At 68.5% G+C, this 25660-nt stretch carries 24 protein-coding genes and 4 pseudogenes; 8 read left to right on the top strand and 20 right to left on the bottom strand.

The features are described from left to right. Positions 1-464: 464 nt before the first annotated feature. Positions 465-1571, top strand: a complete 1107-nt coding sequence (locus IPZ69_RS07055; protein WP_235453131.1) for a ferritin-like domain-containing protein — start codon at positions 465-467, stop codon at positions 1569-1571. Positions 1572-1646: 75 nt separating this feature from the next. Here the strand turns inward: IPZ69_RS07055 and IPZ69_RS07050 are convergent. Next, positions 1647-2109 (bottom strand): annotated as a pseudogene (locus tag IPZ69_RS07050) (IS5/IS1182 family transposase); the annotation flags it as partial. Positions 2110-2509: 400 nt separating this feature from the next. Continuing rightward, complete coding sequence (locus tag IPZ69_RS46885) at positions 2510-2632, bottom strand: trypco2 family protein (RefSeq protein WP_268834317.1); 123 nt, start codon at positions 2630-2632, stop codon at positions 2510-2512. A gap of 339 nt (positions 2633-2971) precedes the next feature. Between IPZ69_RS46885 and IPZ69_RS07045 the strand changes: the two genes are divergently transcribed. Further along, a complete protein-coding gene (locus tag IPZ69_RS07045) occupies positions 2972-3391 on the top strand; it encodes a hypothetical protein (protein ID WP_235453130.1) in 420 nt (139 codons plus the stop codon). A gap of 359 nt (positions 3392-3750) precedes the next feature. Beyond that, positions 3751-4283: pseudogene (locus IPZ69_RS07040) on the top strand (transposase). On the opposite strand, the gene IPZ69_RS07035 reads toward IPZ69_RS07040, so the two are convergent. From IPZ69_RS07035 to IPZ69_RS46880, 4 genes are all read right to left on the bottom strand, one after another. Further along, positions 4273-4554 carry a hypothetical protein gene (locus IPZ69_RS07035; RefSeq protein ID WP_235453129.1) on the bottom strand — a complete coding sequence of 94 codons (282 nt, stop codon included), beginning with the start codon at positions 4552-4554 and terminating at the stop codon, positions 4273-4275. The pseudogene IPZ69_RS07040 and the gene IPZ69_RS07035 sit on opposite strands and share 11 nt — an antisense overlap. Positions 4555-4677: 123 nt before the next feature. Next, positions 4678-5097: a roadblock/LC7 domain-containing protein gene (locus tag IPZ69_RS07030; protein ID WP_235453128.1), complete on the bottom strand. Its 420-nt coding sequence runs from the start codon at positions 5095-5097 to the stop codon at positions 4678-4680. Next, a complete protein-coding gene (locus IPZ69_RS07025; protein ID WP_235453127.1) occupies positions 5094-7067 on the bottom strand; it encodes a sensor histidine kinase in 1974 nt (657 codons plus the stop codon). The genes IPZ69_RS07030 and IPZ69_RS07025 overlap by 4 nt, the downstream gene beginning before the upstream one ends. A 506-nt stretch (positions 7068-7573) precedes the next feature. Then, positions 7574-7699, bottom strand: a complete 126-nt coding sequence (locus IPZ69_RS46880; RefSeq protein WP_268834316.1) for a hypothetical protein — start codon at positions 7697-7699, stop codon at positions 7574-7576. A 141-nt stretch (positions 7700-7840) separates the two neighbouring features. On the opposite strand from IPZ69_RS46880, the gene IPZ69_RS07020 reads away from it, so the two are divergent. Next, positions 7841-8203, top strand: a complete 363-nt coding sequence (locus tag IPZ69_RS07020) for an aldo/keto reductase (RefSeq protein ID WP_374292923.1) — start codon at positions 7841-7843, stop codon at positions 8201-8203. Positions 8204-8342: 139 nt separating this feature from the next. Here IPZ69_RS07020 and IPZ69_RS07015 read toward each other — a convergent pair whose 3' ends face one another. Beyond that, positions 8343-9458: a serine hydrolase domain-containing protein gene (locus IPZ69_RS07015; RefSeq protein WP_235453126.1), complete on the bottom strand. Its 1116-nt coding sequence runs from the start codon at positions 9456-9458 to the stop codon at positions 8343-8345. Positions 9459-9730: 272 nt separating this feature from the next. Here IPZ69_RS07015 and IPZ69_RS07010 point away from each other — a divergent pair, with 272 nt between their 5' ends. Then, positions 9731-10612 (top strand): AraC family transcriptional regulator, encoded by an 882-nt coding sequence (locus IPZ69_RS07010; protein ID WP_235453125.1) that lies wholly within the window; start codon positions 9731-9733, stop codon positions 10610-10612. Between the two features lie 158 nt (positions 10613-10770). Here the strand turns inward: IPZ69_RS07010 and IPZ69_RS07005 are convergent, their stop codons facing one another. Beyond that, positions 10771-11403 (bottom strand): DUF1345 domain-containing protein, encoded by a 633-nt coding sequence (locus IPZ69_RS07005; protein WP_235453124.1) that lies wholly within the window; start codon positions 11401-11403, stop codon positions 10771-10773. A 565-nt stretch (positions 11404-11968) separates the two neighbouring features. On the opposite strand from IPZ69_RS07005, the gene IPZ69_RS07000 reads away from it, so the two are divergent. Then, a complete protein-coding gene (locus tag IPZ69_RS07000; protein ID WP_235453123.1) occupies positions 11969-12292 on the top strand; it encodes a hypothetical protein in 324 nt (107 codons plus the stop codon). A gap of 631 nt (positions 12293-12923) precedes the next feature. Here IPZ69_RS07000 and IPZ69_RS06995 read toward each other — a convergent pair. From IPZ69_RS06995 to IPZ69_RS06970, 6 genes are all read right to left on the bottom strand, one after another. Further along, positions 12924-13472: an SMI1/KNR4 family protein gene (locus IPZ69_RS06995; RefSeq protein WP_235453122.1), complete on the bottom strand. Its 549-nt coding sequence runs from the start codon at positions 13470-13472 to the stop codon at positions 12924-12926. A 145-nt stretch (positions 13473-13617) separates the two neighbouring features. Further along, complete coding sequence (locus IPZ69_RS06990; protein ID WP_235453121.1) at positions 13618-14091, bottom strand: hypothetical protein; 474 nt, start codon at positions 14089-14091, stop codon at positions 13618-13620. 239 nt (positions 14092-14330) lie between these two features. Continuing rightward, positions 14331-16223, bottom strand: a complete 1893-nt coding sequence (locus IPZ69_RS06985; protein ID WP_235453120.1) for an endonuclease/exonuclease/phosphatase family protein — start codon at positions 16221-16223, stop codon at positions 14331-14333. Between the two features lie 329 nt (positions 16224-16552). Then, positions 16553-17404, bottom strand: a complete 852-nt coding sequence (locus tag IPZ69_RS06980; RefSeq protein WP_235453119.1) for an NAD(P)H-binding protein — start codon at positions 17402-17404, stop codon at positions 16553-16555. Between the two features lie 189 nt (positions 17405-17593). Further along, the gene (locus IPZ69_RS06975; RefSeq protein ID WP_235453213.1) at positions 17594-18211 is read right to left on the bottom strand and encodes an SUKH-4 family immunity protein; all 618 of its coding nucleotides are present in this window, start codon (positions 18209-18211) and stop codon (positions 17594-17596) included. A 303-nt stretch (positions 18212-18514) separates the two neighbouring features. Then, on the bottom strand, positions 18515-18709 hold the full coding sequence (locus tag IPZ69_RS06970; protein ID WP_235453118.1) for a hypothetical protein: 195 nt from the start codon (positions 18707-18709) through the stop codon (positions 18515-18517). Between the two features lie 413 nt (positions 18710-19122). On the opposite strand from IPZ69_RS06970, the gene IPZ69_RS06965 reads away from it, so the two are divergent. Further along, positions 19123-19578, top strand: a complete 456-nt coding sequence (locus IPZ69_RS06965; RefSeq protein ID WP_235453117.1) for a VOC family protein — start codon at positions 19123-19125, stop codon at positions 19576-19578. A 6-nt stretch (positions 19579-19584) separates the two neighbouring features. Here IPZ69_RS06965 and IPZ69_RS06960 read toward each other — a convergent pair whose 3' ends face one another. Both IPZ69_RS06960 and IPZ69_RS06955 read right to left on the bottom strand, forming a co-directional pair. Further along, positions 19585-20142, bottom strand: a complete 558-nt coding sequence (locus tag IPZ69_RS06960) for a transposase (RefSeq protein ID WP_235453116.1) — start codon at positions 20140-20142, stop codon at positions 19585-19587. 61 nt (positions 20143-20203) lie between these two features. Beyond that, complete coding sequence (locus IPZ69_RS06955) at positions 20204-20788, bottom strand: TetR/AcrR family transcriptional regulator (RefSeq protein ID WP_235453115.1); 585 nt, start codon at positions 20786-20788, stop codon at positions 20204-20206. A 96-nt stretch (positions 20789-20884) separates the two neighbouring features. Between IPZ69_RS06955 and IPZ69_RS06950 the strand changes: the two genes are divergently transcribed. Continuing rightward, positions 20885-22129 (top strand): NADH:flavin oxidoreductase/NADH oxidase family protein, encoded by a 1245-nt coding sequence (locus tag IPZ69_RS06950; RefSeq protein ID WP_235453114.1) that lies wholly within the window; start codon positions 20885-20887, stop codon positions 22127-22129. Between the two features lie 65 nt (positions 22130-22194). Here IPZ69_RS06950 and IPZ69_RS06945 read toward each other — a convergent pair. From IPZ69_RS06945 to IPZ69_RS06930, 4 genes and pseudogenes are all read right to left on the bottom strand, one after another. Continuing rightward, positions 22195-23708 (bottom strand): annotated as a pseudogene (locus IPZ69_RS06945) (succinic semialdehyde dehydrogenase). A gap of 14 nt (positions 23709-23722) precedes the next feature. Next, a pseudogene (locus IPZ69_RS06940) lies at positions 23723-24130 on the bottom strand (acetoacetate decarboxylase); the annotation flags it as partial. Next, positions 24091-24372, bottom strand: coding sequence for a hypothetical protein (locus IPZ69_RS06935; RefSeq protein WP_235453113.1), 282 nt, complete (start codon positions 24370-24372; stop codon positions 24091-24093). The pseudogene IPZ69_RS06940 and the gene IPZ69_RS06935, both read right to left, overlap by 40 nt. Further along, positions 24369-25325, bottom strand: a complete 957-nt coding sequence (locus IPZ69_RS06930; RefSeq protein WP_235453112.1) for a tyrosine-type recombinase/integrase — start codon at positions 25323-25325, stop codon at positions 24369-24371. Before IPZ69_RS06930 ends, IPZ69_RS06935 begins: the two co-directional genes overlap by 4 nt. Between the last annotated feature and the right edge of the window lie 335 nt (positions 25326-25660).

The raw sequence follows: 25660 nt of genomic DNA, 5'->3' as shown, positions 1-25660 counted from the left end.
GCAGTCAAGCGCCCGAGCTGCCGGTGGGTGGCCTGCCAGGATGGTGGGCATAGGCGTCCGGGGTCACCTCGGCCACCGCGCGGCGGTGGCCGACGGCCTCCTCCGGTTGGTCTCGGACAGGGTGCGGCTGATTCCGGCGGCCTCCTGAATAGCGGTCAAGCCTTCCTGGCGCGGCCCCACCCAGAGGTTGTTCAGGGAGCCAGAACTTGTCCGGTGGGTTGGCAGGGGCGGCCGGCGAGCCGGATCCCGCACGATGGCGCCTTCCTCCGCGACATGACCCTAGGGGCGGCTGAGCAGCTGCACAGGACCACCCACAAGGCTTGTGATGGTCAGCGAGCTGTTCGGCAGGGTGCGCTCCTCCGGGCGGGTGGTCCATGCGAACACCTCAGCGGATGTCGCATGTCGTGGCGGTCGTTGCGTCGAGGGTGGGCAGCGACAGTCGTTCGTCGACGAAAGGACACGTTGTGACCACCGTGGAGCTCGGCTACACCAACGACGGGATCGTCCAGCTGATGAGGACGCCGTCGGAACAGCGGTCCCTTGGCTGGCTGCAGAGCGCGCTGCAACAGGCGATCACGCTGGAGATCGCCACTCTGCCGCCGTACCTGTGCGGGTACTGGTCGATCCTCGGCGGCTCGGAGGCGAGTGCGGCCGCACGCAAGGCCATCCTGACGATCATCTACGACGAGATGTCTCACCTGGGACATGTGTGCAACATGCTGACCACGATCGGCGGCCAGCCGCTGCTGGCTGACGAGAAGGTGATCGCGCCGTATCCCTGCCCTCTGCCTGGTGGGGTGCGACCCAAGCTCAACCCCAAGCTAGAGGTCTATCTCAGCGGCTTTACCCGGGAATCCGTCAAGATGTTCTCCGAGATCGAAGCTCCCGAGAAACCGCTCGCCAGCTTCGGTGCCGACGAGGAGGAGTTTCGCTCGATCGGCCTCTTCTACAGCGCCATCCTGGAGGTGTTCGAGCAGCACCTGGACTGGATCAACGGCCGTCGGCAGGTGATCGTAGACATGAAGGGACAGGGAGAGGGAAACAGCCTCTTCGCGATCGAGTCGATCGAGGACGTCCGCCTGGCGATCACGATCATCAAGGAGCAGGGGGAGGGAACCGACAAGACTCCGGAAAACAAGTTTCCCGGATACAAGGGAGAGCTCGCCCACTACTACGTGTTCCGCGAGATTTATCGCGGCAAGAAGCTGGCCAAGGTGAGCGACGACCCGCCGAAGTGGGACTTCGCCGGCGCCGACATCCCTATGCCGAGCGCCTACCCGATGGGAACGGTGCCGAAGGGCGGCTGGGCGAAAAACCCGGACACTGTGCCCGATGAACCGGTACGAAAGGTATTGGACGCCTTCAACATGACGTTCAGCAACCTGTTGCGCGCCCTGGATGACGCATGGAATCAGGACGATCCGAACGAAGCCGACAAGCACTTGTTCAGCGCGTACGCCCACATGAGGTCCCTCGAAGGGGACGCGCTGGATCTGATGCAGATGCCCCTTCCCAAGGACCGGAAGAGGAGCTACGGCCCAGAATTCCGGTACGTCCCACGAAAGCCCTGAACTCCCTGACAGCCGACCCGCACACACGCCGGTCAGCCTCCTGAGGCCGCTACTGACCTTGTTGACGTGGTGTCGTCATGGTGAGGCCGGTTTCAGCGAGGCATCCGTTGATGAGGTTGCTGCGGTACTGGATCTGGCGGAGACCGTGTTGTCGAAGCGCGTGGCGAGTGCCAGGTAGGTCTTCAAGCGGTGGATCAGGCGCTCGATCTCGTTCCTGTGCGCATGGCGTGCCGGGTCAAAGCCGGTGAGCCTTCCGGCATCGCTGCCGCGGCGGTGAGCCTGTTGGTCACGGCGTTCGGGAACAGTGTGTTTGATCTGTCGGCGCCGCAGGTAACGGCGGTTGCGGCGTGATGAGTGAGCATTGTCGCCGCTCAGGTGGTCCGGCCGGATACGGGGGTGCCCGTCGGCCGGACGAGGCACGGGAATGCACTCCTGGACCGGAATTCCCGGCTTTTCTCGGCGCCTGTTTGCGTGCGCTAGCGGCGTGCTGGTGAGCACGGCACACGGTGGAGTCCGCGCTCACCATCGACCAATCGATGGGCCGATTGGCGACAAGGCGACCCCACCGCACCAGAGGCCCGGGCAGGGGTTCCCAGTCCGGTCGTCGATGTGGAGGACGGCATCGTCGCGGCATGCTGTGGGTCCGCGCCAGATGGCGGTCCGATCATCTACGAGGGATCCCCGCCCGCTGGGCCCGTCCACGTCGGGCACACGCACACGTTCCACTCTGCACCCGCGAAACCTTCGACTTCTTCGCCGCGGCCTGCCTACGCCCGCCTACGGTTCGATGTGGCCGGAGACATCGCCGGGGCTTTGCGGCCGGTCGGGAAGGCCGTGGACGAGGAGGTCACGCCGGCGGGCTGCTGCGGGGTAAGAGCGAACTTCACCCGATGAGTACGCGTTCACGCCAGTCCGGCTCCCACATCACCTGTGATCACTCAGGCCTTGAAGCCAGCCTTGGCCTTGGCAGCCGCACGGAACTCCATCGCGAGCTCGAGTTCGACCGGTCCGACCTTGAAGGCGAGGTCCTGCCCCCTGGGCTGCAGCCTTGAGTAGCTCATCCCGCGCTGCCGCCACTGCGTCCGCCAGCTCGATCTCCACCGTCTTACCTTCCCCCGGCCCGACGTCTGAAGCGGACAGGGCATCGTGTCGTGCTGGTCACTCACCGTGGAAGAAGACAGATGCACGGCGCAGGCGGTTCCGTGGTCGGATCGACGAAGGCACTACTGGTGCGCCCAATTGCCGGCACGGTGGCGCCACCGGATTGCTCCCCTGCGATCCCTGCCGTTCCGGTGAAACGGTCACCGTCCGCGATTGCCCGCATACGTCGCGGGCAACGCTGTCTGCTGGGGACGTCACGGTGGCGGCCCCGGCGTTCGACACCGACGAAAGGGTGTGGCGTGGCCGCTATCTCCGACGGTCTCTACCAGATCGCGTTCACCGATGAACAACTCCTCACTGCGATGGGACCGGGGCCCGGCGACCCCCTCATGCTGCTACCCCCGGGCGACGGCATGCAGGAGTGGCGGGTCCGCAGCGACGGCAACAGTGCGTACACGATCGAGGCGACCCATGCCCACCTGCCTCTCTTCGTCAGCTACGAGGGCGACCCGGACATGCACGAGCTGACCATGCTGCTGTCCGATGAACGCGCGTGGAAGCTGTTGCCCGGACACGAGCCGGACTCCTTCGCCATCGCCGTACCGGGCGCCCCCATGCGGCTAGGTATGAGCCTGCTGCGCATCTTCCCGCCACGCGTGGCCCTCGCTCCCGAGTACGGCGACCCGTACCAGGCCTGGACGTTCCGTAAGGCTGGCTGAGCCGTCACCTCGTCATGGGGCTGACCTGGAACCGCGGCTTCACCCTGCCGCCGTGCCGAGATGGTGCGTGACCTGGCGGTCACCGATGGGCCGTCCACCACGACATCATGAGGTGCACCACGATGGATCCGATGGCCGCATTGGCGACGAACGCCAGTTCGCTGACGGCCGGGCCCTGCCGACCGCGGTCCATGGCGGCACGAGATGTACCGACGACTGCAACTGCTCTTTTTCATGCCGCTCCTTCCGGTCCGGCCCGTTGCTGGGAAACACGACGTCCGGACCCTGCGGCTCGCTGGCGGTACCAGCTGGGAGAGGCAGTCCCGCAACGGGTGTGGCGCTTGGTGCGTTGCTTGGTCATGGGTGGGGTGATCTCAGCGGATGATCCGAGGTGGATCGAGCCGGTCTCCGGGCTGACCGAGGGGCAGTTCGACAAGTTGATGGCGTTGGTGCGGCGCCGTGGAGGTGACGTCAAGCGAGGTAGGCCGTGGCGGCTGCCGCTGGCGGACCGGGTCTTGTTGGTGGCAGCGTACTTGCAAGGACACGGTCTACATCGTCGACGGCACCCTGGTACCCACTCGCGAGGGCAGCATCGCCGCCTCCAGCAAGAACTACCGGTATTCGACCAAGCTGCAGGTCGTCATCGACACCGACAGCCGCCTGGTCGTGGCGATTGGTATCCCGCTGCCGGTAGTCGCCATCACTGCAGAGCTTTTGCCGAGTCAGGTGTCGACCGGGCTTGCCGCGGACCCCGGTCATCGCGGATGGTGGCTACCAGGGCACCGGCGTCCTCAACTGGAAGGTCCCACGGGACTGCCGTCTCAAGGGGAACGGTGTTCACCAGGCCATGCTCGCCATCGCCCGGCTTCACAATCTCGCGCTCACGGGATGAGCTGGCTCTGTTTCACAGCGAAGGTGTCCCGTCCGTCCGGCGTCGTGACCCCGTCCGGCGAAGTGGAGACGGTCAGGACTTCGTCGCCGGCCGTCGCCTCGATGTCGCCCTGGACCTCGCACGCCACCGTGACCTTCACCGGGTAGACCGAATCGGGGGTCAGCTCAGCGAACTGCGCGAAGATCGAGCTCTTGTCGATCAAGGACCAACGTTGGCCCGCGGCGTCAACAAACTGAACCTCGACGATGCCGGGAAACGGCTCGTCGTCCACCCAACGAACCGCCTCACAACGCAGCTCAGGCACTCAGGCTCCCGTCCTGGATCCGGACCTCAGCGGCAACGAGCGCCAGTATGCCTGAGACGCCAGCCCTCCGGTATGCGGGGCGTGCTGCCATTATCTCGAGGCCAGGGGAGCGGAGTTGAGGTCGCGTACCAACTGCGGGGTGAGCAGTTCGCCGGCGCGGTCGGCGAGGACGGCCATTTCATAGCCGACCAGGCCGATGTCGCACCCCTCGGCGGCGAGGACCCCGAGACAGCTGCCGTCGCGGATGCGTCCGACCATGAGGAAGCCCCCGAGCATTTCGATCATCACGAGCTTCATGCCGTGGAAGCCGTGTGCCGTTGCCGCGTTCTGGGCGAGGCTGGTGATTCCGGAGACGACGGCGGCGAGGTGATCGGCGCGATCTCGATCGAGGCTGTCCGAGGCGGCCATCAGCAGGCCGTCGGAGGAGACGGCGACCGCGTCGGTGACACCGTCGGCGGTGCGTGCGAACTCCGAGATGAGCCAGCCGAAATTCTGGACGGCGGTGGTCACGATGACGCTCCTTGTGTGCTTTGCGCCTCGGCACGGGCCACACCTGCTCGGAAGCCGTTGAGCAGGGAGGAGACAGCGGGCCTGGCGGTCAGGGGTGCGGTGGAGGGGCCGTCCGCGGGGGCGAGCAGGCGCCTGGGGAGGGCGAGGAGTGCGGACAGACCGCCGCCAGTCGTGTCGAACAGGTGGACTTGGGTGCCGTCGCCGAGGCGGTGGGCGAGTCGGCCGATGACAAGGTGGCCGAGGAACCGGGTGGGCGCGGTGAGGAAAGCCTCCTCGCCAACGTCGGCGAGGCGGGCGTTGGCACGCTCCTTTTCAGCTTCGGACATCCCGACGCCGTGGTCGACGACAGCGAAGCAGTACGTGTCGTCCTCGTTGTCGTACCAGCCGTGCACCTCGACCGGCTCGTTCGGTGGCGAGAAAGTCAGCCCGTTCTCGATGAGTTCGGCGAGGAGGTGGGCGATGTCGGCGACGGCGTGCCCGCGCACCCGCACGGGCTCCACGGCCGCGATCAAGACCCGCCGGTAGTGCTCGACTTCAGCGACGGCGGACTGGACGACTTCCAGGCCGTCGGCGGGTGCTGTCGAGGGCCGCGGCGTATTCTGACCGGCCAGGACCAGAAGACTCTCTGCGTTTCGCCGCATACGGGTGGCGAGATGGTCGAGCTCGAAGAAATCCGCAAGGGCGTCGGGGTCGAGTTCCTTGCGCTCCAAGCGGGTGATGAGGCTGAGCTGACGACGCACGAGGTTCTGGTTGCGGCGGCCGAGATTGGCGAGCGATTCGGTGGTGTTACGGCGCAGACCGGCCTGCTGGGCAGCCAGCTGGACGGCGGTGCGTTCCACCTGGTGCAGGGACGCAGCGACCTCGGCGATCTCCGCCGCACCGCCCAGCATCCGTGCGTCGGCGTGGTCCGGCACGTCGGCCGGCGGGAGGAGCCCAGCATGGTCCTGCGGGGACTGCTGGATCCGGGCGACGGTTGCGGGCAGCCGGTGCTGCGCCACCTGATGGGCGGCCTCTGCGAGCGCACTCAGCGGGCGCGTGAGGGAACGGGAGGCAAAGGCCGCGAGGCCCGCGACGAGCGCGGCCATGAGCGCGCCCGCGACGAGATAGACGGCGAGGCTCGTCTCGGCGTCGTGGCTGAGTCGGTCGGCCCTCTGTCTTGCGTCGTCACCGACCGACTGCTGCACGGCGTACAGATCGTCGACGAGTGCGGTCATCGCATCCCACCAGGCGGTGGCGTCGACGCGCAGCGTGGAGCGGTCGGCGGCGCCTTCCGCCCGGTTCTCGGAGGCGGTGGCGCGTTCGGCGTCCTGCGTGCCGAAGGCGTTCCTCAGAGCCGCGCGCTGGGGTGCGGTGGCGATGTGCCGGAAGCGGGCGAGGGCGGCGACGCGAGTGGCACGTATCTCGGTGAAGGTGAGGAATTCGCGGCCGTGAAAGCCGCCCTGGGCGAACACGCCGCTGAGGAAGCCACGTTCGAGTGCGACTGACTCCTTGGCCGTGGCCAGTTCGTGCAACGCCGCGATGTTGTCGCGGAGTTGACGGTCCGTGCCAGTCGAGGATCCCAAAACCGGGTCGACGGCATTGAGGGCGTCGATGGCGGTGGTGTAGAAGGTGAGGGTCGCGGCACGGTTCGCTGTGTCCCTGTCGGCGGCGTTCCGGATGGCGGCGAGGTGTTGCAAGTGCTGCCGAATGACTTCCTCGGCGGCGCTTTCGCGGCGCATCGCGCGTAGCGCCCTGTCGACGCGCTTGCGGGTACCGGCGAGGGGTGAGCGAAACTCTTCCTCTCCTCCCAACAGACCATTGGTGAGGCCGCGTTCGCGCTGCAGTTGGTGCACGAGAGCCTGGATTCGCAGGCTGAGGCCAACCTCGGAGCGGGTTGTGCGGGCGTCGGTGAGGGCTTCAGCGCTGCCGTGCACGGCAAGGCCGGCCACCGTCAGCAGCAGGCAGATCGGGATGGTGATGACCACCGCCACACGGCCCCTGATGCTCCGCCAGCCAGGGATCGGCCGACGGCCGTGAGACGGTCGGATGCTCCGACGGCGTGCCGAACTGCCCGTTCCTAAGCTGACCTTGGCGGCTGCGCCAAGCTTGCCGAGCGCCGACCGTATCGGCGTCCACACCTTCATAATCACGAAGCTAGTCCGAATGCTGTAGCGGGCGGTTTCCGACCTGTAAGGCCGCGTGGGAGATTCGGTTGCGCCGCCCTCACACCGCGGCCCACGAGAGTGAGACCCCGGATGGCAAGACAGGTGGTCGTCCAAGAGGCAAGGCGGTGTCAGGCACCATCGGCTGCCAAGACATCCCGAGCCGAGGTCGCGCACGGTGTGGCCCAACGCAAGGACAAGGAAGCGAACCCGGCAGGCTCCCCGGGGCAGCGCGCAGCAACTTGCCGACGCGCTTTGTCCTGGTCCTCGGCGACGTACTTTCTCGCTCCGCCCGCACCTCGGGCTGCGACGGGTCGGCCGCGGGGGCTGACCGGTCAGGCGTTGTCCGCCTCGTCCTCCCGGGCGGTGGCCCGGGCGAGCGCGGCGAGGTCCGGAAGCAGCCCGGTCAGTTCCTCCTGCAGCTTGACCATGTGCGCGACGGCCGGTCCGGCGAACCTCACCAGGCGCTTGGGTAGATCCGAGTCCTTTCGCTCCACCCCGGGTAGTACGTTCTCCCACATCTTCACGTGCCGGGTCGCCGCAGGACATCGGGGGAACTACGTACGGCGCCACGGCCGCACCGGGCTGTGGGTCTCCTAGACATGTTCACGGCGTACGCGGAGGCGAGAGGGAACGTGATCGACACCGCCAACCGCTACAGGGAAGGCGGCAGCGAAAGAATCGTCGGCGAGCTGCTGGGCTCGGACCGCGACCGATTCGTGCTCTCCATGAAGTACATGCTGGCCATGGACGGCACCGCCCCCAACGCCGCCGGCAACCACGACAAGAACCTGATCCGTTGCGTGGAGGCCAGCCCGCGGCGGCTGGGCACCGACTACATCGATCTGCTGTGGGTGCACATCTGGGAAGTGGTGAACAACAGTAGGGGTGATTGGCCGGGTCCGAGGCCGAGCCAATGGCCAACGCCCTGGGATCGACTCCGAGCGGGGTCGGCCACTCATTGACAAGTGGGTGTCGACGGGGCCTCGGAGCCGCAGGCCACAGGCCGTCGAGCGTGACTGGCAGTGTCCCCGCCCACCCGCGGAATTGCGAGCGGCAGAGGAGAGGGGCAACCTGTGCGGGCCCAGACCGCTCCGTTGCCTGTCAGTGCAGTCCGCCATAGGCGGCCATGATGATCTCCATGCCGCGGTCGTCCTCCTGCTGGTCTCGGTCGATCATCTGATTTATGACGTAGGCCACCGTCATGCGTGAGCCTGGGTCGCTCGCGACCAGCGAGCCGCCCCAGCCGCCCCAGCCGAAGGTGTTGCCGAACTTGCCGAAGCCCACCGTCCAGCACATCGGCGTCCCCAGGATGCGGTCCTCACCGCGGAACACCTCCTGCCAGGCGGGCTCGCAACCCTGGGGGGACAGCAGCCGCACGCCGCCGGCCGTTCCCCGGTTTGCCAGTACCGACTGAACAACGGCGACAGAGCGAGCGTTGCCGAAGCCGTTCACCGCAGGGATCTGCGCACGGCGCCAGGCCACTGAGTTGGCGTCCTTGACCCGGATCGCGGCACCGGTGACCTCCCGTGGTACGCCGTCCGGTCCGGGCGGACCGCTGGCGGCGTACTCGTCGGTCAGTGACGGCGGCGGGATGAGCGGTGCGACGCGGTCGTCATGCTCGGCGGGGAGCCCGATGTGGAAGTCCGCGCCCAGCGGCTTGGCCACCTCCTCTGCGAAGAACTCGCCGAGGCTGCGGCCGGTGATGCGGCGGACGATCTCACCGATGAGGAACCCGAAGGTGAGCGCGTGATAGCCGGCGGCCGTCCCGGGTTCCCAGTCAGGGGCCCGCGCAGCCAGCTCTGCTGTCACGTTCTCCCAGTCGTAGAGGTCCTCGACCGCCGTCAGCCCGGACAGGTCCGGCAGCCCCGCGGTATGAGACAGCACATGTCGTACCAGCACGCCCTCCTTGCCGGCCGCGGCGAACTCGGGCCAGTAGGCGGCGACCGGCGCGGACAGATCGAGCCGGCCTCGGTCGGCCAGGATGAGCGCGCACAGGGCGGTCATGTTCTTGGTCGTCGAGTTCACGCCGGTGAGGGTGTCGCGCTCCCAGCTGATGGAGCGGTCCGCATCGGCGTACCCGCCCCAGATGTCGACCACCGGATCGCCATCGAGGTAGACAGCGACCGAGGCGCCCACGTCGTGCTTGTCGAGCGAAGCTGCAAGGGCCGAACGTACTGCGGCGAACCGCGGCTCGCATAGCCCCTTAATATCAGTCATGGGTGTAAGCCTCAGATAACGCCGGGACTTCCTGCCCAACAATTCCCGCACCGATTTTGTCGGGCGGGGCGCGTCGAACTTTCTCTAACTCCAGCAAGGCGGCCTGACGGCCGCGCGGTCGGCTCGTGGGCCGACCGGCCGTATCGGTGGTTGCTCCGACAGGCAACACCCCGGCTTTACGCGTCGAGCACGCGCGTTACGACAGCCCGGTGGCTGGTTGGCAGGGTGGGCGTTCCCCACAGGGAAGACACAAGAAGGAAGGACGGAGACGCGTGCTGGAGCGGCTGAATCAGGCGCTGAACCACCTGGAGGCCAGCCTCGAAGGGGAGATCGACATGGCCGAGGTGGCCCGGATCGCCGCGGTGTCGGAGTACCACTTCCGGCGGCTGTTCTCCGCGCTCGCCGGGATGCCGCTCCCGGTCTACGTGCGGCGCCGCCGGATGACGCTCGCCGGGGCCGAGGTGCTGGCGGGGGAGTTGACGCTGCTCGATGTCGCGGTGCGGTACGGGTACGGCTCGGGCGAGGCGTTCGCCCGGGCATTCCGGTCGGTGCACGGCATCGGGCCGGGCGAGGCCCGGCGCACGGGTGCGGTGCTCACGGCACAGCCGCGCATGTCCTTCCGTGTCGTCGTCGAAGGGAGTACGACGATGCGGTACCGGATTGTGGAGAAGGAGTCGTTTCGCATCGTCGGCAAGAAGGCCCGGGTCCCGCTCGTGCACGAGGGGGTCAACGCGGCCGCCGCGGCGCACGTGGAGAGCCTGGACAAGCAGGCGATCGTACGGATGAAGGAGCTGTCCGGCCGGGAGCCGGAGGGGATCCTGTCGGCGGCGGTGTACCTGACCGACAGCCGGGAGGAGGGCGCCGAGGCGGACTACTGGATCGGCGTGGCGACTGGTCCTGAGGCAGCCGCCGAGGAACTCGACGCCCTCGACGTGCCGGCCGGGACCTGGGCGGTCTTCGACAACCACGGTCCCTATCCGAGCGCGCTCCAGGGGTTGTGGCGGGACGTGTTCACGCAGTGGTTCCCCTCGAACTCCTACATGAGCCGGCCAGGCCCGGAGCTCCTGCGGACGCAGCCGGTGGAGATCGGCGCGGAGACCGACTCCCAGCTGTGGATCCCGGTCGTGCGGGGCAGCGGGAGCGGTGGGGCGTGAACACAGCTGCTTTCACAAGCGATCTGTTGCACGAGCAAGATCAACCATGGGCCGTCGGTGTCAGTTTCCGAAGTCGCATGCACAGATGAGCTGGTGATTCGCTGTCGCGTCCAGGGAACCGCGAACGCGCCGCACGGGTTGAACTCGTGATGGAGCCGTCAGCCGCTGACCAGTCCCACGACGAGATTGATGGCGGTGGCGAGGATGCTGGTACCGAAGACGTATGACAGCAGCGCGTGCCGCAGCACGATCGCCCGGATCGCCGAGCTCGACACACTGGTGTCGGAAACCTGATAGGTCATGCCGAGGTTGTAGCTGAAGTAGAGGAAGTCCCGGTACGCCGGCGGCTGGTCCGAGTTGAAGTCGATGCCCTCCGCGTTCTCGTAGTACATGTAGGCGTAGCGGGTGGCGTACGTGAGGTGCAGCGCGGCCCAGGCCAGGAAGACCCCGCCCAATGCGGTCGCGGCCGCGACGTGGCCGGTGTCGGACTTGCCGCGCACAAGCAGCAGCACGATGGCGACCAGTCCGCACAGGGACACCGCGACGACCAACAGCTCCTCGGCGACAGGCCGAAAGTCCTCGCGCCTGGCGTTGCTGTGGGTGTCCCTGGCGTCCATGGGCCACAGCACCACCCAGCCCGCCACGACGAAGAACAGTTCCGTCGCGGCGATACCGGCCAGAACACCCAGCGCTACGTCGGTCGCGAACCACACGGCCACGCCGACCGCGGCTCCGAGGACGACCGCGCCGGCGAGGCGGGGCCCGGCGTCCATGGGCAACCAGGTGCTCATGCACCACCACGGTAGTCCCGTTGCCGCTGGTGAGCTCGGAGGCCGGGCCGACGCCCGGCTGGCCTCGGTCCTGGGGATGGCCGTCGGCCGGAGTACCGTCTTGCGCCTCGTCAGTGCGGTGCCGGAACCAGACATTGCGGCACCGCGGGTGGCCGGTGTCGATGAGTAGGCCACCCGCAAGGGTCGGCGTTACGGCACCGTGCTCGTGGACGTCGGGCCACGCCGCCACTGCCGGAGCACCGGCAGGCCATCCAGATCGCTGACCGCTGGCACGCGGGCATCCGCTACATCCAACTGCACGCCGGCTGCTGAACAGCTGGCCGGTGCGGGGCGCGGTTCGGGCCTGGGTGAGTGTCAGGTCCATCATGCCTGCTCGGAGGTGGTTTGCGGTAGGACGGAGAGCACGTCCGTTCGGTCTTGGCGTAGGGAGTGGTCTGCCCGCAGACTCGTCGTCATCCACTCTCCGGCGTACGTATCGGCACCTGTTCCTGGCTGCCGATGCGTTCGTTTTGCTGTCCCGTCGTGTGACGGAGCTGGCCGGGGGTGGTGGAGCGAAGGGGGATTGATGGATCAGGACATCGTCTTGCGGGCGAGGGTCATGCTGCTGAGCGCCAACCGGCGGGTGGTGCGCGGTGCCGAAGGGTTGTGGATCTACCGGCTTCTGGCACAGGTCGAGCCGGAGGTGTACGGGTCGAAGCTGGCATACGTCCTGGTGGAGGCCAGCGGCTCGACCTTGGTACGGGACCTGCCTGAGCGACGGCTGGCTCTGCTGGACGAGGCGGTGGCGGTGGCAACGGCCCTGAGCCCTGCGAATCCGTACCGGACCAAGGTATTGGCGAGAGCACTGGCCGCCAAGCGGCGGGAACTCGACGGGCGCTCGGCGACGTAACAGCGGTCACTTGGGCTCAGGGCGGCGGCGTACCTCAAGCCGCTCAGCGGGTCAGCCTTGGCAGCCGTACCCTGAGCCCCGGGGGTTCTCTGACCCCGCGACGCCTTCTGCTGATCGCTATCGCGGGGGTTGCCGACACCGCCGGCGGTGACCGGTGCGGTGCTGACAGCGGGCGTTGCGGTCATCAGGACTGCAGCTTGCGTGGCGAGAGTTGTGGCTGTCTTCATCGGATCCTCACTTGGTGATCTGATGCTCGTGTGCGCCCTGCGCTGGGTTCCGGGCCAGGCCCCGCGGGTCCCGGCCCGGAATCTGCTAGAACGCGCCGGCGTTGAGGGCCTTCTGGAGTTGACTGGTGGTGTTGCTGTCCCAGGTGTCCTGGGGTGCCAGACCGAGGCGGTTGTTGAGGAGCCGTTGAAGGGCTGCGCAGGTCGCCGGGCCGAACTGGCCGTCGACGACCAGCAGGGCGGGCGGGGCGACCAGGGCCTCGGGCTTGATGACGCCAGTGTGTACGGCGAGGGCAGGTTAGGCAGAGGCGCCCATACGCCGGGAGTCGTGCGCGGGGCCCGTGCCGGGGGCGTGTGGGGGAGCACTGCCGCCGCTCCGCGAGCTGCGAACGTGCAGGACGGAGCGTTCAGTCCCACCAATCGTTGCCGCTGTGCCAGCGCCGCACCCACTCTTCGAAGCCCCATGCCTGGTCGCCAGGCGCGGGGATGGCGCCGACGTCGGCGACCATCCACACCTCACCGCGGCGGGGACCGGTGGTCAGCAGGAGCCAGAACGACGGCCCGTCTTCGGACCCGAGAACGATGGATCCCTTGTTGAATGCGGCGTCGATCCGCGGGTCCGGGGCCTCGGGGGCGACGCTCTCGTCGTCCTCCCAGATCCAGGCCACCTTTAGGGGGAAGGGCTCCCCGGGCTGCCGCGGGCCAAGTTGGGGCCACGTGTCGGGCAGCCAGCCGAGTGGCTGGAGACCGCCGTCGCCGGCGGGGCCGAGGCTGGAGCCATTGCTGATCTCCGCGACGAAGGTCCTGTACGGCTCCGGAAGGACCACGCGGTTCTCCTCCTCCCACTCTGCGACGGCTTCATGGCCGAGCGCTGGTTCGCGCCATTCCGGTGGGAACGCAGAGCGCAGGAAGTCGAGAGTGGTTTCGGCAGGACGCTGATCATGTGTGGCTGTCACGGCAGCATGCTGACAGAAGGGGCTGACAGCCGATCGCGGCCCCACCCCCGCAGCTGTGCCGCCCGAAGTCATGAACGTCGAACAGGGCCGGACCGAGGCGTCTTGCGAAGTGGTGAACATCTGCTGTCCGTTCTCATGGACAAAGCTACTGGGGGTCTGTCGGAATGTCGGAGCAGACGGGGTCTTCTCCACCGATAGCGGCGGCGAGTTGCTGCATGGTGATGCGGGCGGTTTGGCTCAGGCGGCCGAGCGGCAAGGCGGATGCGTCGTCGTAGATGAGGACCTTCAGCGCGTTGACACGCAACTGATCGGGCTCGGTGAGAGGAGGCAGGCCCGCAAGGAGCTCGTGGTGCGGCCGTACGGTCGCCGCTCTTGCGATATCGGCAAGGGGCGTCTGCTGGATCACTGCTGCAGCGTCCGGGTTTCCGTGTGCGGCAGCGTCTACCACGAGGGAGTGGATGCTCAGCGCCAGCAACGTCTCCAGCAGTGCGTCTGCTGATTTCGGGTTCATGGACCAGTTCTTGAAACGTCTGTGCCGCAGCGTGAGTTCTTCTGGAATCTGATCGGCAGCGGTCACGATGCGCCGGCTCAAGGCGATGCACATCTTCCAGGTGTCCACGGGCGTTCCTCGCATTCAGTGTCCAGGCGCGGGCGCCATGCACTCACGATTCCGCCCCCATCATCAAAGAGCGACTACAGACAGCGTTGTCTCAGGATGTCGCCGGTCACCGGTCGGCCACTGAGCACGAGTGGGGGAGAGGAGGCGGAGGCCGGCCCCTGGGGCCTGAGCCGACTGCCCTGCGTCGGCCCAGGCCCGGTTCGCCTCGCGGCTACCGAGTCACGACTGCGGAGTCACGGCTACGGCACGATCGTCCAGCGCTGACGGGCGTCGTCGCTGCAGTTCTCGATCGTCACGTAGGCCGCCTCCCGCGCCGAGGGCACCAGGCACAGGTGCGCGGCCTCGTTGCGGAAGCGGAGGGAGCCGTCCCCATACATCTCCGCCTGCCAGCGGTGGCCCGTGCCGTCGTCCCTGGCGCCGTGGTCGGTGCAGTCGTGCAGCAGGGAACGTTCGCTGGGCCGGGGCTGGTGGGTGTCCAGGATGTCGACGCACCGTCCGCCGCTGCCGATCCCTTTGAGCCGGAGGATGTTGTCGCCCAGGCCGGCGTATTCCATGGCCCAGCGCTGGGTGTAGGCGCCGTTGTGCCGACGGGTGGTCAGCGGGGTCCCGTCGCGGCCGGGCTCGCCGAATTGGTCCAGGTAGAGGCCGTTCCATGCGCGCAGCCGGACCCGCAGGTCACCGGCCTCCCACGCGCGGTCGGACACCCCGCGGGAATTGTCCCACCACTGCTGGGAGGGACTGTCGCCGCACGCCAGGGCCAGGACCTGCTGCTCGTTCCCCAGACCGGTCAGGCACAGCCCCGGATACACCGAGTTGTGCCAGCGCAGCGGGCCGCCGGGCGCACCCAGGTCGTCGGGTTGCCACTGCGCGAGGGGCGAGTCGCACGACAGCACGATGACGGACAGCGGGAGGAACGGGTTGAGGCCGGGGCACATCCCGGCGGCGCGGTCGGCGAGAGCGCCTCGGGCGCCGGACGCCGCCCCGGGGCTGTCGCCGACGCCGAAGCGGTACCAGTGCCCCTGCACCGTGCCCACACGGAACCGCTGACGCAGGTTGTAGCGCTCCTGGGTGGTGGTCACCTGGCCCCAGGCCCTGTCCTGGGCATCCAGGACCAACCCGGTCCGGGCGTTCTCGAAGCTGGAGGAGAAGTTGTGCACCGGTCCGTCGGGCGCGGCCGGAACGGGAGTGGGAGCCGGTTCGAACTGGACGGGATAGTGGTCCGAGCTGCGCGCCGCGGGAATGTCCGCGTTGAACCGGGGTGTGCCGCGCGTGATCGCGTAGTCGAGTTCGCCACCCTGCTGGTGGGTGGGGCGGTTGGGACGCGCCAGTTGCTCGTCGGCACGCAGGTGCAGAGTCTGAGCCCTGGCCTGCTGGTCGGTACGGTTGCGGATGTCGAGGTTGAAGTCACCGACCATGACCCAGTTCTCGCCGGGCCGGGCAGCCGCGCGGATCCCCGCGAGCAGGTAGGGGACGTCCGTGCCGCGCGCGTGGACGTTGTAGTAGACGGTGTTGCCGATCCGTACACCGAGTGCGCGGCGGTAGCGGTATTCGTCGCGGGGTTCGTCGCGGTCGTACAGCGGGTTCTCGATGACGCGGACCTCTTCCGCGCGGTCGTGTGTGACGACCGCCAGATTGACCCGGCCGCCCTGCCAGCGGTCCTGCCCCGTGGTGCTGTTGCGCCGTGGGTCGGTCTGCAGGTAGTAGACGTGAAGGCGGTGGTGGCGGTAGTCCCACCGCGTGTGGTTCACGTGGTTCGGCAGGCCCGCCGGGAACGGACCGGGGATGGGTATCGACTCACCGGTGCCCCGGGTCTGGAACGGCTCGGGGGGCGGTCCGTTGCCGACCTCCTGGAGGGCGATGACCTGGTGTCGCATCGCCAGCGGTCCGACCTCGCCGTTCCAGCGCAGCCCGCGGTTGGAACCCTGCATGTTGTAGGTGGCGAACGGCAGGCTGCCGTCGGACGCGGGGCTCGCCCGCCGGTCGTCCGCCCGCGCCGAGTAGCCACCCTGCCCGGGGGCGGCACCGACCAGAAGTCCGGCAGCCAGCAAAGCGGAGGTGAGGGCGGCGGTCAGCCGCGATCCACCTGGACCGGAGCGGGCCTTGGCGCGGGACGGGAACAGGGGTAATCGCATCGTGGTCTCCCTTGTAGAGCGATGGAGCGATCTGTGTACGGCTGCGAACAACCGCACGAACGATCTCTTCAGTCTCGACAGGTCCGTGTCAAGAACCCCTCACGCGCCACGCGCCCGGCGTGGGCACGGGTTTCGGCCGTGTGTCAGCCACAGCGCTTGGCCATTCCGCTGCGAGGGCCTTTGGTGCGTCTGAGCGGGTCTGCGTTGGAAGCCGAGACGTGTGCTCGCAGAATTCTCATCGAAGGAGGCAGTTTTCTGGTCAGGCCCCTGCGGCAGCGATTGAGTTGGCCCCACTGAGCGTCGTTGTTGACCCACTCGGCAGTCCCGCTCTATCTCACCTGTGCCGAGAGGACGTCGTGGAGAGCGAGGGGAAGGCGGCCGGTCAGACGGGTGTAGTCGGTGCAGACTCGATCCCAGCGCTGCTCGCGCACCGAGGCGAACATGGACGCGAAGGCGTAGAGCCACCAGGGATCCAGGCCGGTCGCCGCCGTCTCGGCGCAGTACGTCTCAGCCGGGATGTCCACGTAGGCGACAGGCGTCTCCCACGCCTCCGCCGTGACCGAGGCGATGCCTGCCAGGTCCGTCGACTCGGGTCCGGTGATGTCATGGTGACGCCCGGTCGGCTCACCCACCGCGAGCGCGGCGAGGGCGCGGGCCACGTCGTCGCGTGCCACCAGGGAGATCCGGCCGTCCGCGGCCGGAAGCCGCAGCAGCCCGGTCGCACGTGCCTCGGTGAGCCAGGACTGGAAGAACTCGATGTACAGCGAAGCCCTGGCGAACGAGTACGGGATGCCGGAGGCCAGGAGCAAGTCCTCGGTGAGCCGGTTGACCACGGCATAGCAGAACGGGGACGCCATGTCGGCGTCGACGCTGCTCAGCGCTGCGACATGGCCGACGCGCTCGGCTGTCGCGGCAGCGACAACATTGCGGTGGTGCAGCATCACCCGTGCATCAGGCCCGTCACTGGAGACGAAGACCAGAGTGTCCACATCCTTCAGCGCCGCACGCAGCGCGGGCGGATCAGCGTAGTCAGCGACGGCGACCTCCACCTGCGGCGGCAATGCCTCGACAGGCAGCTTCCGCCTGGTCATCGCTACGACGTCCACACCGTTCCGGCCCGCGAGCAACTGCACCACTCGCCCGCCCAGGCCGCCCGCCGCTCCTGTCACCGCGATGCGCATTGCCGCCCCCGTCGCCTTGTCAGTGGACGAGCGTCACACTATCCGGCGCCCGCCCTCGCCCTCCGCGACGTCCGCTCGGCAGTGTTCGGCTGAGAGCCAGCTGCGACGGAAGCTGGTCGTGAGCGATACCGAGACGGCGTGTTGTCTCCCCCGCGGACCGCCAGGTTCGTGGGCGACATCGGCCGGCGATCACCCGTAGAGCGAGCGGGCTCCCGGGGCGTTGCCCTTGAAGCGCTGGCCCGCGGCTATCTCCTCCCCGACCACCGACCAGACGGTCTCGTCGTCCTGGAGGGGGAGCGGGTCCATGCTGCTCGTCTCCTGACGGATACGCTCGACCTCGCGCTCCAAGCGCTCGAAGTCGGCTTCCTCGTCGCCGTCGTCGCTGCTGAAGGTGAACTCCTTGAGCACGCGCTGGAACCGGAGGGTGACCTGGACGAGGGAGGAGACGTCCGTGTGGAGTTCCTGCACGGTCCCCTCGTCGGCATCGAAGGCGTGCACCTTGCCGGAACCGGGGTCGAGGGCGAGGTGAGCGTTGAGCAGCCAGCCGATGACGGGCCATTCGCCCGCATCCTCCGAGGAGTCCTCGAAGTCCTCCGCGTCGACGACGTCCTGGACGAGGGGCAGCCGACCGGAGCCCTCGTCGGGCTCACGCAGCCAGAGCGTCCCGGTGGGAACGCCGGCAGTCTGCAGGAGGCGGGCGCCCTCGGTGTCCGCGGCGAAGGGCGGGAAGGCGGTGGCGGGCCGGGTCGCGAGCCGGCCCTCGCCGAAGATGGCGGCGAGTTCGCTGCGGGTGACGTCGAAAAGCACTGCCGGAACTCCGAACTCGGCGGCGGCATGGGCGCCGTGGGACTCGCAGTGGGCGGAAGCGGCCACAACGACATCGTTGCGGATCGAGGAGCTTGCGGCGACTCCGATTCCGCGGAGTCGCTGCCTCAAACACAGGTTTCCCCTTCCTCGTACCAGGATCGAGGATGGGGCTCTACATCTCCGACATCTCCGACCGGCGAGCAGCATGACCTCCTGAGCGAACCAGCCGGTCCTGTGCGGGGCGCCGCCATCAGAAACGGCGTCTCAACCTTCGCCCGGGTCGTACGGCGGTGACGGTTGGTTTCAGACGGCGTCAAATCGGCTGACGATCCGGCGGAGTTCGCGTGCGTTTCGAGGTGACAGCGCCTGCATCGCGGTGTCGAGGAGAGCACGGGCTTCGAGGGGATCACCGCAGCAGGACCAGTGCACGTTACCCCACTCGTAGTCATCCCACAGTTGACGCTCGGGGCGGTGGACGTAGTCCTTCCACAGACGCATGGCCGCGCTGACGTCTCCTGGCTGCAGATAGTTGCGGGTGCGTTCGAGACGGAGGATCTCGGACAGTGCACGCGAGGACAGGCCGCCGATGTCCGGCCTTGCTTCTGGTGTCCGGTGGCGGGGAAAGCCGGTCCGGACGCGCCCTGGCCGTCTACGCGGCATGGACCTTTCGGTTCGTCGTCATGCCGTACATCGTGCCACGATCTCGAACCGTGTCGAACGGGTTACTTCGCGCGGGTATTCGCCGGACGTGTGAGCGGCCTTTGTCTGATCGTGTGTTCCGACCAAAGTGCATGTGACCACGACGAAGGCGGGGAGGGTGAGTCTGTTGCCTGAAGTTTTCCTCGCCACCCACGGCTAGGGCCTGTCACGAGAGTTGATCGTCTGTCAGTCCTGCCTGGGATGCTCCGAGCATGGAGATGACAGTGCAGCTGACAATCGACTGCTCCGATCCGCAGAGAATGGTGACGTTCTGGGCCGAGGCCCTGGGCTACGTGCCTGAGCCTCCGCCGGGCGGGCACGCCACGTGGCGTGCTTACTGGGCGGCGATGGGGGTGCCCGAGGCAGAGTTGCCGGCCGGTGCCGGGGATATTCCGGAGTCGATCATCGATCCCACGGGACATGGACCGAGGGTGTGGTTCCAGCAGGTTCCGGAGCCGAAGGCCGCCAAGAACCGGTGGCACTTCGATCTGAAGGTCGGTGGGGGCCATGACGTTCCACTGGACATCCGTACACAGCGGGTCAAGGCCACGGTTGAACGGCTGGTCAAAGCTGGTGCCACCGTGCTGCGGATTAAGGATGAGTCGGACATGGGGCTCTACGCCGCCGCCATGCAGGACCCCGAGGGCAACGAATTCGACATCGTCTGAGGGTCGTTACGACGGTGCTGGTCGCAGCCATTCGTTGATGGCTGCGACCAGCACGGTTGATTCGTAGCGGACGGCGAGTACGCCGTACCTCGTGGCGACGGCCCGGTGGCGCTTGAGACGATTGATCCCGCACTCGACCGTGTGCCGCTGCTTGTAGCCGTGCTTGTCGAACATCGGCGGTCGCCCGCCATACGATCCGTGCTTGAGCCGGTTGCGGACCCGGTCCGCCGGAACCGGGATCTTGGCCTTGATCCCGTGTCTGCGCAGGTAGGAGCGGTTACTGCGAGAGTCGTACGCCCTGTCGGCCCGCACCCGGTCCGGCCGCTTGCGCGGCCTGCCGAGCCCCAGCCTCGGCACCCGGATCGCTTCCGGGAGCGCTTCGAACTGCGGGGCATCGCCCCGCTGCTCGGCCGTGATCACGACGGACAAAGGCTTCTGGCCTTGCTCGACCGCGAGATGGATCTTGCTGGTCAGGTCGCCGCGGGATCGTCCGAGGCCGTGGTCGGCCGGTTCGACGAAGACGCCGCCGGGCGCCGTACGGTCCCGCTCTCGATCATCGGCCAAACCTTCTCCCGTACCTGGGCGACGATCTCGGCCTTCTGCTCCTTGGATCATGAGGCAGCCCCTACCGTGCCGCCGACACGGAGAACAGCGCCTGAACGGCCGCGCGCACCTGGGCGTCCACCGCCTCGGGCGTCGAGGAGTCGAGCTTGCCGTCCAGGTGCAGGAAGGCCAGGCCGTGGACGAGCGCCCACACCGTGGTCGACAGGGCGTCCGGGTCCGATCCGGGGAAGGTGGCGTGCACGATGCCGCGGACGTAGCCGGAAATGGCGGCGGTCGCCGCGACGCGCTCCTCGCTGTTCGGATCGCACGGCTCCGCGAACATCACCCGGAACATCGCGGGCCGGTCGAGTGCGAAACGCACGTATGCGACGGCGACCGACGCGAGCTCGTCCGGGGTCTTCGGCGAGGGATGCGCGGCGGCCAGGTGTTCGGCGAGTTCGCGGTACCCCTCGGCGGCGACCGCGGAGACCAGCGCGTCGCGGTCCGCGTAGTGCCGGTAGGGGGCCGTCGCCGAGACGCCGGCTCGCCGTGCCACCGCGCGCAGTGAAAGCCCGGCGCTGCCGTCCTCCTCCAGCAGATCCCGCGCGGCGCGAAGGCAGGCAGCGCGCAGATCGCCGTGGTGATACGAGCTGCTCGCTTGCGGCATGGGTCACACTCCTTGAAGTTTACGGCGCTTACATTCTCGGTTTAATGTGAACGCTGTACACATTGTAGGTGATGGAGATCGAGAGGGGAAAGCAGGATGACCAGCGAACTGTTCTCGCCGTTGTCCCTGCGCTCCGGGCAGGTACTGCGCAATCGGACCGCCAAGGCGGCCATGGAGGAGAACATGGCGGCCGACGGCCAGTTGCCCGGCCGGCAGTTGCTCGGGCTGTACCGGCGCTGGGCCGAGGGCGGTGCCGGACTGCTGATCACGGGCAACGTCATGGTGCACGCCGAGGCGCTGACCGGGCCGGCCGGTGTCGTGCTCGACGAGGCCGCGCCGCTGGAGCCGTTCGTCGAGTGGGCGAAGGCCGGTAAGGCGGGAGGCGGGGCGATCTGGATGCAGATCAACCACCCCGGCCGCCAGATCGGCTCCGACATGCCCGGCGTCGTCTGGGGCCCGTCCGCGGTCGGCGTCGACCTGGGCAGGCACAGCAGCCGCTTCGGCCGCCCCGTCGCCATGACCGCCGGGCAGATCGAGGAGACGGTCACCCGGTACGCGGTCACCGCCCGGCGCGCCGAGCAGGCCGGCTTCGACGGCGTCGAAGTGCACGCCGCGCATGGCTACCTGCTTTCGCAGTTCCTCTCTCCCTTGGTCAACAAGCGCACCGACCAGTGGGGCGGCTCGTTGGAGAACCGGGCCCGGATGCTGCTGGACGTGGTCCGCGCGGTACGGGCCGCCGTCTCGCCCTCCTCCGCGGTCGCGGTCAAGCTCAACTCGGCCGACTTCCAACGCGGCGGCTTCGACGCCGACGACGCGCGCCAGGTGATCGAGATGCTCGCACCGCTTGGCGTCGACCTGGTCGAGCTGTCCGGCGGCAGCTACGAGAGCCCGGCGATGTCCGGCCGCGCGGCCGACGCGCGCACCCAGGCCCGCGAGGCGTACTTCCTCGACCTGGCGAAGGACCTGGTCGGGACCAGCCCGCTGCCGCTGATGCTCACCGGAGGCATCACCCGGCGCGAGACCGCCGAGCGCGTCCTCGACAGCGGCGTGGCGATCGTCGGGATGGGCACCGCCCTCGCCGTCACCCCCGACCTGCCCGAGCGCTGGCGCACCGGCCGCGAGGCCGACCGACAGCTCAGGCCGGTGACCTGGTCGGACAAGGCGCTCGCCGCGGCCGCGAGCATGGCGCAGGTCCGCCATCAGATGCGCCGCATAGCCCGCGGCAGCCGCCCCACGCCCGGCACCCACCCGGCGGTCGCCCTGCTCGCCGAGCGGCGCAAGCAGCGCCGGGCGCTGCGCCGCTACCGCACTTGGCTGAGCACGGGGAGGCGCGCCGCGTAGCGCGAACCGTTGCGACACGACAAGGCGGCGCGGCTCCAACAGAGCCGCGCCGCCTTGTCGTTGGTTCAGCGGGAGCCGATTGTCCTCAGTACCCTCAGGGCGCCGGTCAGCAGCGCGGCCCAGGTCTCGGGCGCGATCCTCGCCGGCGGGGTGAACCCCTGAATACGCTGGTGGGCGACGGTCTGGGCCTCGGTGTACTTGAGGATTCCCTCGGCACCGTGACGGCGCCCGAGGCCGGAGTCGCCCATGCCGCCCATCGGCGCGTCAACGCCGCCCCACGCGGCGGCGAACGCCTCGTTGACGCTCACGGTGCCCGCGTGCAGCCGGGCGGCGACGGTCCGGCCCCGCGCCCCGTCACGGGACCAGACGCCGGCGTTGAGGCCGTACGGCGTGGCGTTGGCCCGCGCGATGGCCTCGCTGTCGTCGCGGACGGGGTAGATCGACACGACGGGCCCGAACGTCTCGTGCTCGTACAGCGTCATGTCCGGGGTGACGTCGGCGAGGATGGTCGGCTCGTAGAACAGCGGCCCCAGGTCCGGGCGCGCCGTGGCACCCGCGAGGATCGTGGCTCCCTTGGCCACGGCGTCGTCGACGTGCTCGGTGACCGTCTGGAGCTGTGCGGGCGTGGTGAGGCTGCCGACGTCGCAACTGAAGTCGTACGAGCCGCCGACCTTGAGCCGCTGAGCACGGGCGACGCATGCGGCCACGAACCGGTCGTGGACCGACTCGGCCACATAGAGGCGCTCGATGGAGACGCAGAGCTGGCCGGCCGAGGGGAAACAGGCGGCGATCGCGCCGTCGGCGGCCTTCTCGATGTCGGCGTCGTCCAGGACCAACATGGCGTTCTTGCCGCCGAGTTCGAGGGAGGCGCCGATGAGCCGCCGACCGGCGTCCCGTGCGATCGTGCGGCCGCTGGCGGTGGAGCCGGTGAACATCATGTAGTCGGCGTTGTCCATCAGCGCGCCGCCGATGGAGCTGCCACGCCCGACCACCATCTGCCAGACCCTGGAGGGCAGTCCGGCCTCCCGCATCAGCTCCAGCGACCACAGCGCGGTGAGCGCGGTCTGGGTGTCGGGCTTCTGGACGACGGCGTTGCCGCCCATGAGCGCGGCGATCGCGTCACTGGCGGCCATGCTCAGCGCAGGGGGATCGCGCCCCGGCGGCGCTTGGGCGCCAGGTACCGGACGCCGTTGCGGGCGTAGTAGCGGGACACGATGGCGATGTCCACGACTTCGAGGAACGCGTCCCGGCGGGTCTTGCCGTTCTCGGCCTGCATCAGCTCCAGGGCCTCGTCCTGGCGGTCGAGGATGAGGTCGTGGAAGCGGAGCAGGATCTGCTTGCGGCGGCTGAGCGGGGTGGCGGCCCAGGCGCGCTGGGCGATACGGGCCCGCGCGAAGGCGTCCTCGACGTCGGAGGGCGCGGAGACCGGCACGTCGGCCAGCGGCGCGCCGGTGTAGGGGGCGGTGGTGGTCACGCGTACGGCGTCGGGTGCGGCGGTGGCCCGTGCCGCCAGCCGTTCGAGCCGGGCCGGAGTCAGGGGCGCCGGCAATGGGGCGGAAGTGGCTTGGGCTGTGGCCATGGCGGGGCTCCTCACTACCGGGTGTGGACCGAGGTCGGGACCGGCATGTGCAGGGCGAGCTGGCCCTCGGTCACGACGTCGAACTGGATGGTCCGGATCGGCTTGAGGGAGCGCAGGTCATCGGCCATGCGCCCCTTCCCCACCGTGAGTTGGAGGTTCCGTGGGACGAGCGCGGTGCCCGCCGAGAGCACGTTGGTCTGGCTCAGGGTCGAGTGCCACGCGCCGTCGATCGACGTGTACGAAGTCAGGGACGAGACGCGACTGCCGCTCGGGTAGCTGTTCTGGGCCGGGGTGGGCGCGGAGAGCGCGAGGTCGGTCCCGCCCGCCTCATTGGCCACCCGCGCGGTCGTGCGGTGCGCGTCGATGTCGACGTCCAGGCCGGTCACCCACTTGGGGAAGCCGTAGCCGTCGTGGCCGCGCAATGTCCGGCCTTGTCCGGGATCCACAGGCAGGACCGCACCTGCTCCAGCGGCCCGAGCAACCGTGCCAGCGCTCCGCGTTCCGCCCGAGCCAGCCGGGAGGAATGCAACAGCCGCGGGCCGGCCTGTACCAGCACCGTGCGCTCCTCGGCGCTCAGTCGCGGCTCCCGGTCCCAGGCATCGCCGTCCAGCGGCCAGGCCCACTCGGGTGCCGCCTTCCCTGCGGCCAGGGCAAGCGCGGTCACCGCCGCCCTCCGGCACCCTCGGCCCCGGCGCTCAGCAGCGCGACCCGCTGGGCATGGATCTGCTCCATCCCGCGCGCGAACCTCTCGGCCAGGTCCCGGGCCGAGAGGTGGATGTAGCGCATGGCGGAGTCGGTGTGCCGGTGTCCGGCGAACGTGGCGATCGCGTGCACCTCCCAGCCCATCCGTGCCAGATCGGTGAGGCACAGGTGCCGCGTGGTGTGCGTGGAGAAGCGCTCCACCCCGGCCTCCACGGCGATCCGGCGCACCACCTTCGACGACGTCCACAGGCTCAGCGGCTGGGCGAAGTTGCGCCGCGACTCGGACAGGAACAGCCCACCGCGGGCCCGGCTGACCGTGGCCCGGTGCACCAGGTACTGCGTGAGCAGGACCCCGGTCGCCGCCGAGTAGGGCACGACCCGCTCCCGGCGGCTGTTGGTGGTCTCCGCCCGCACCCGCACCAGCCGCCGCCCCGGGTCCAGGTCGTCGGTGCGCAGCGAGCACAACTCCTCCCGGCGCAGGGCCGCATCGTAGGCCAAGGCCAGCATGAGTCGGGTGCGTACCGGCTCGTCGGCGGCGACCGCCAGGACGCGCCGCCACTGCTGGTCGCTTGGAATCCAGGGAAGTTTCACCAGCCTCCGCACCAGCCCCCGCCGCTGCCCGCCTCCACGGGGCCCAGGGGTGTAGCGTCCCCGGCCGACGGGATTGTCCTGGCGCAGCCCCTCCTCGACCAGGAAGTCGTAGAACATCCGCACCGACACCAGACGCTGCTGGATTGTCGCGTTCGACAACCCGGCACCCGAGTCCAGAGCCACCACGTTGACGCCCCGACGACTCGGCCGTGAGCCCAACTCCCGTACATGCAGAGCGACATGAGCCCGCGTTGCCCGCGTCGGGTCCACGCTCTCCTGCTCGCACAACTCCAGGTACTCCGCCAGCCCCCGGGCGTAGGGCATCGATCGTCCTCGGCGCCCGTCCCAAGTCCTGCCACACCTGCAGCCAGGCCGCTGCCTGCTCGTGCCGACCGAGTATCGGCCACTTCTCCCTCAGCTCAACCATCCGGTTCCGCTGGTCCCTCAGTGCGTTGGTCCCCGTACGAGTCACCAGCCTCGCAAGTGATTCCACGTAACTTCTAGCGTCGCGATGCGATGTTCCCGCCCCCGACCACGCCCGCAACCGGGCCGGGGACCCTGCCGATAACCCCGCCGACAACTGTCCGCGCTTGTCTGGCGCCTGACGGCGTATCCGCAGGGCACCACGCCCTTTGGCATGGCCGAGTCCCCGACATCCC

The sequence above is a fragment of the Streptomyces olivochromogenes genome (genome assembly GCF_021538895.1).
Classification (GTDB): Bacteria; Actinomycetota; Actinomycetes; order Streptomycetales; family Streptomycetaceae; genus Streptomyces; species Streptomyces olivochromogenes_A.
The sequence above is the reverse complement of the archived record's forward strand: the minus strand, read 5'-3'. Positions and strand labels throughout refer to the sequence as shown.

What these genes read in the sequence shown, in the direction of transcription:
- IPZ69_RS46885 (WP_268834317.1), bottom strand. Translation starts at nt 2,632, where the DNA reads ATGAGCTACTCAAGGCTGCAGCCCAGGGGGCAGGACCTCGCCTTCAAG.
- IPZ69_RS07020 (WP_374292923.1), top strand. Translation starts at nt 7,841, where the DNA reads ATGTTCACGGCGTACGCGGAGGCGAGAGGGAACGTGATCGACACCGCC.
- IPZ69_RS07015 (WP_235453126.1), bottom strand. Translation starts at nt 9,458, where the DNA reads ATGACTGATATTAAGGGGCTATGCGAGCCGCGGTTCGCCGCAGTACGT.
- IPZ69_RS07005 (WP_235453124.1), bottom strand. Translation starts at nt 11,403, where the DNA reads ATGAGCACCTGGTTGCCCATGGACGCCGGGCCCCGCCTCGCCGGCGCG.
- IPZ69_RS07000 (WP_235453123.1), top strand. Translation starts at nt 11,969, where the DNA reads ATGGATCAGGACATCGTCTTGCGGGCGAGGGTCATGCTGCTGAGCGCC.
- IPZ69_RS06985 (WP_235453120.1), bottom strand. Translation starts at nt 16,223, where the DNA reads ATGCGATTACCCCTGTTCCCGTCCCGCGCCAAGGCCCGCTCCGGTCCA.
- IPZ69_RS06980 (WP_235453119.1), bottom strand. Translation starts at nt 17,404, where the DNA reads ATGCGCATCGCGGTGACAGGAGCGGCGGGCGGCCTGGGCGGGCGAGTG.
- IPZ69_RS06970 (WP_235453118.1), bottom strand. Translation starts at nt 18,709, where the DNA reads ATGCGTCTGTGGAAGGACTACGTCCACCGCCCCGAGCGTCAACTGTGG.
- IPZ69_RS06965 (WP_235453117.1), top strand. Translation starts at nt 19,123, where the DNA reads ATGGAGATGACAGTGCAGCTGACAATCGACTGCTCCGATCCGCAGAGA.
- IPZ69_RS06955 (WP_235453115.1), bottom strand. Translation starts at nt 20,788, where the DNA reads ATGCCGCAAGCGAGCAGCTCGTATCACCACGGCGATCTGCGCGCTGCC.
- IPZ69_RS06950 (WP_235453114.1), top strand. Translation starts at nt 20,885, where the DNA reads ATGACCAGCGAACTGTTCTCGCCGTTGTCCCTGCGCTCCGGGCAGGTA.
- IPZ69_RS06930 (WP_235453112.1), bottom strand. Translation starts at nt 25,325, where the DNA reads ATGCCCTACGCCCGGGGGCTGGCGGAGTACCTGGAGTTGTGCGAGCAG.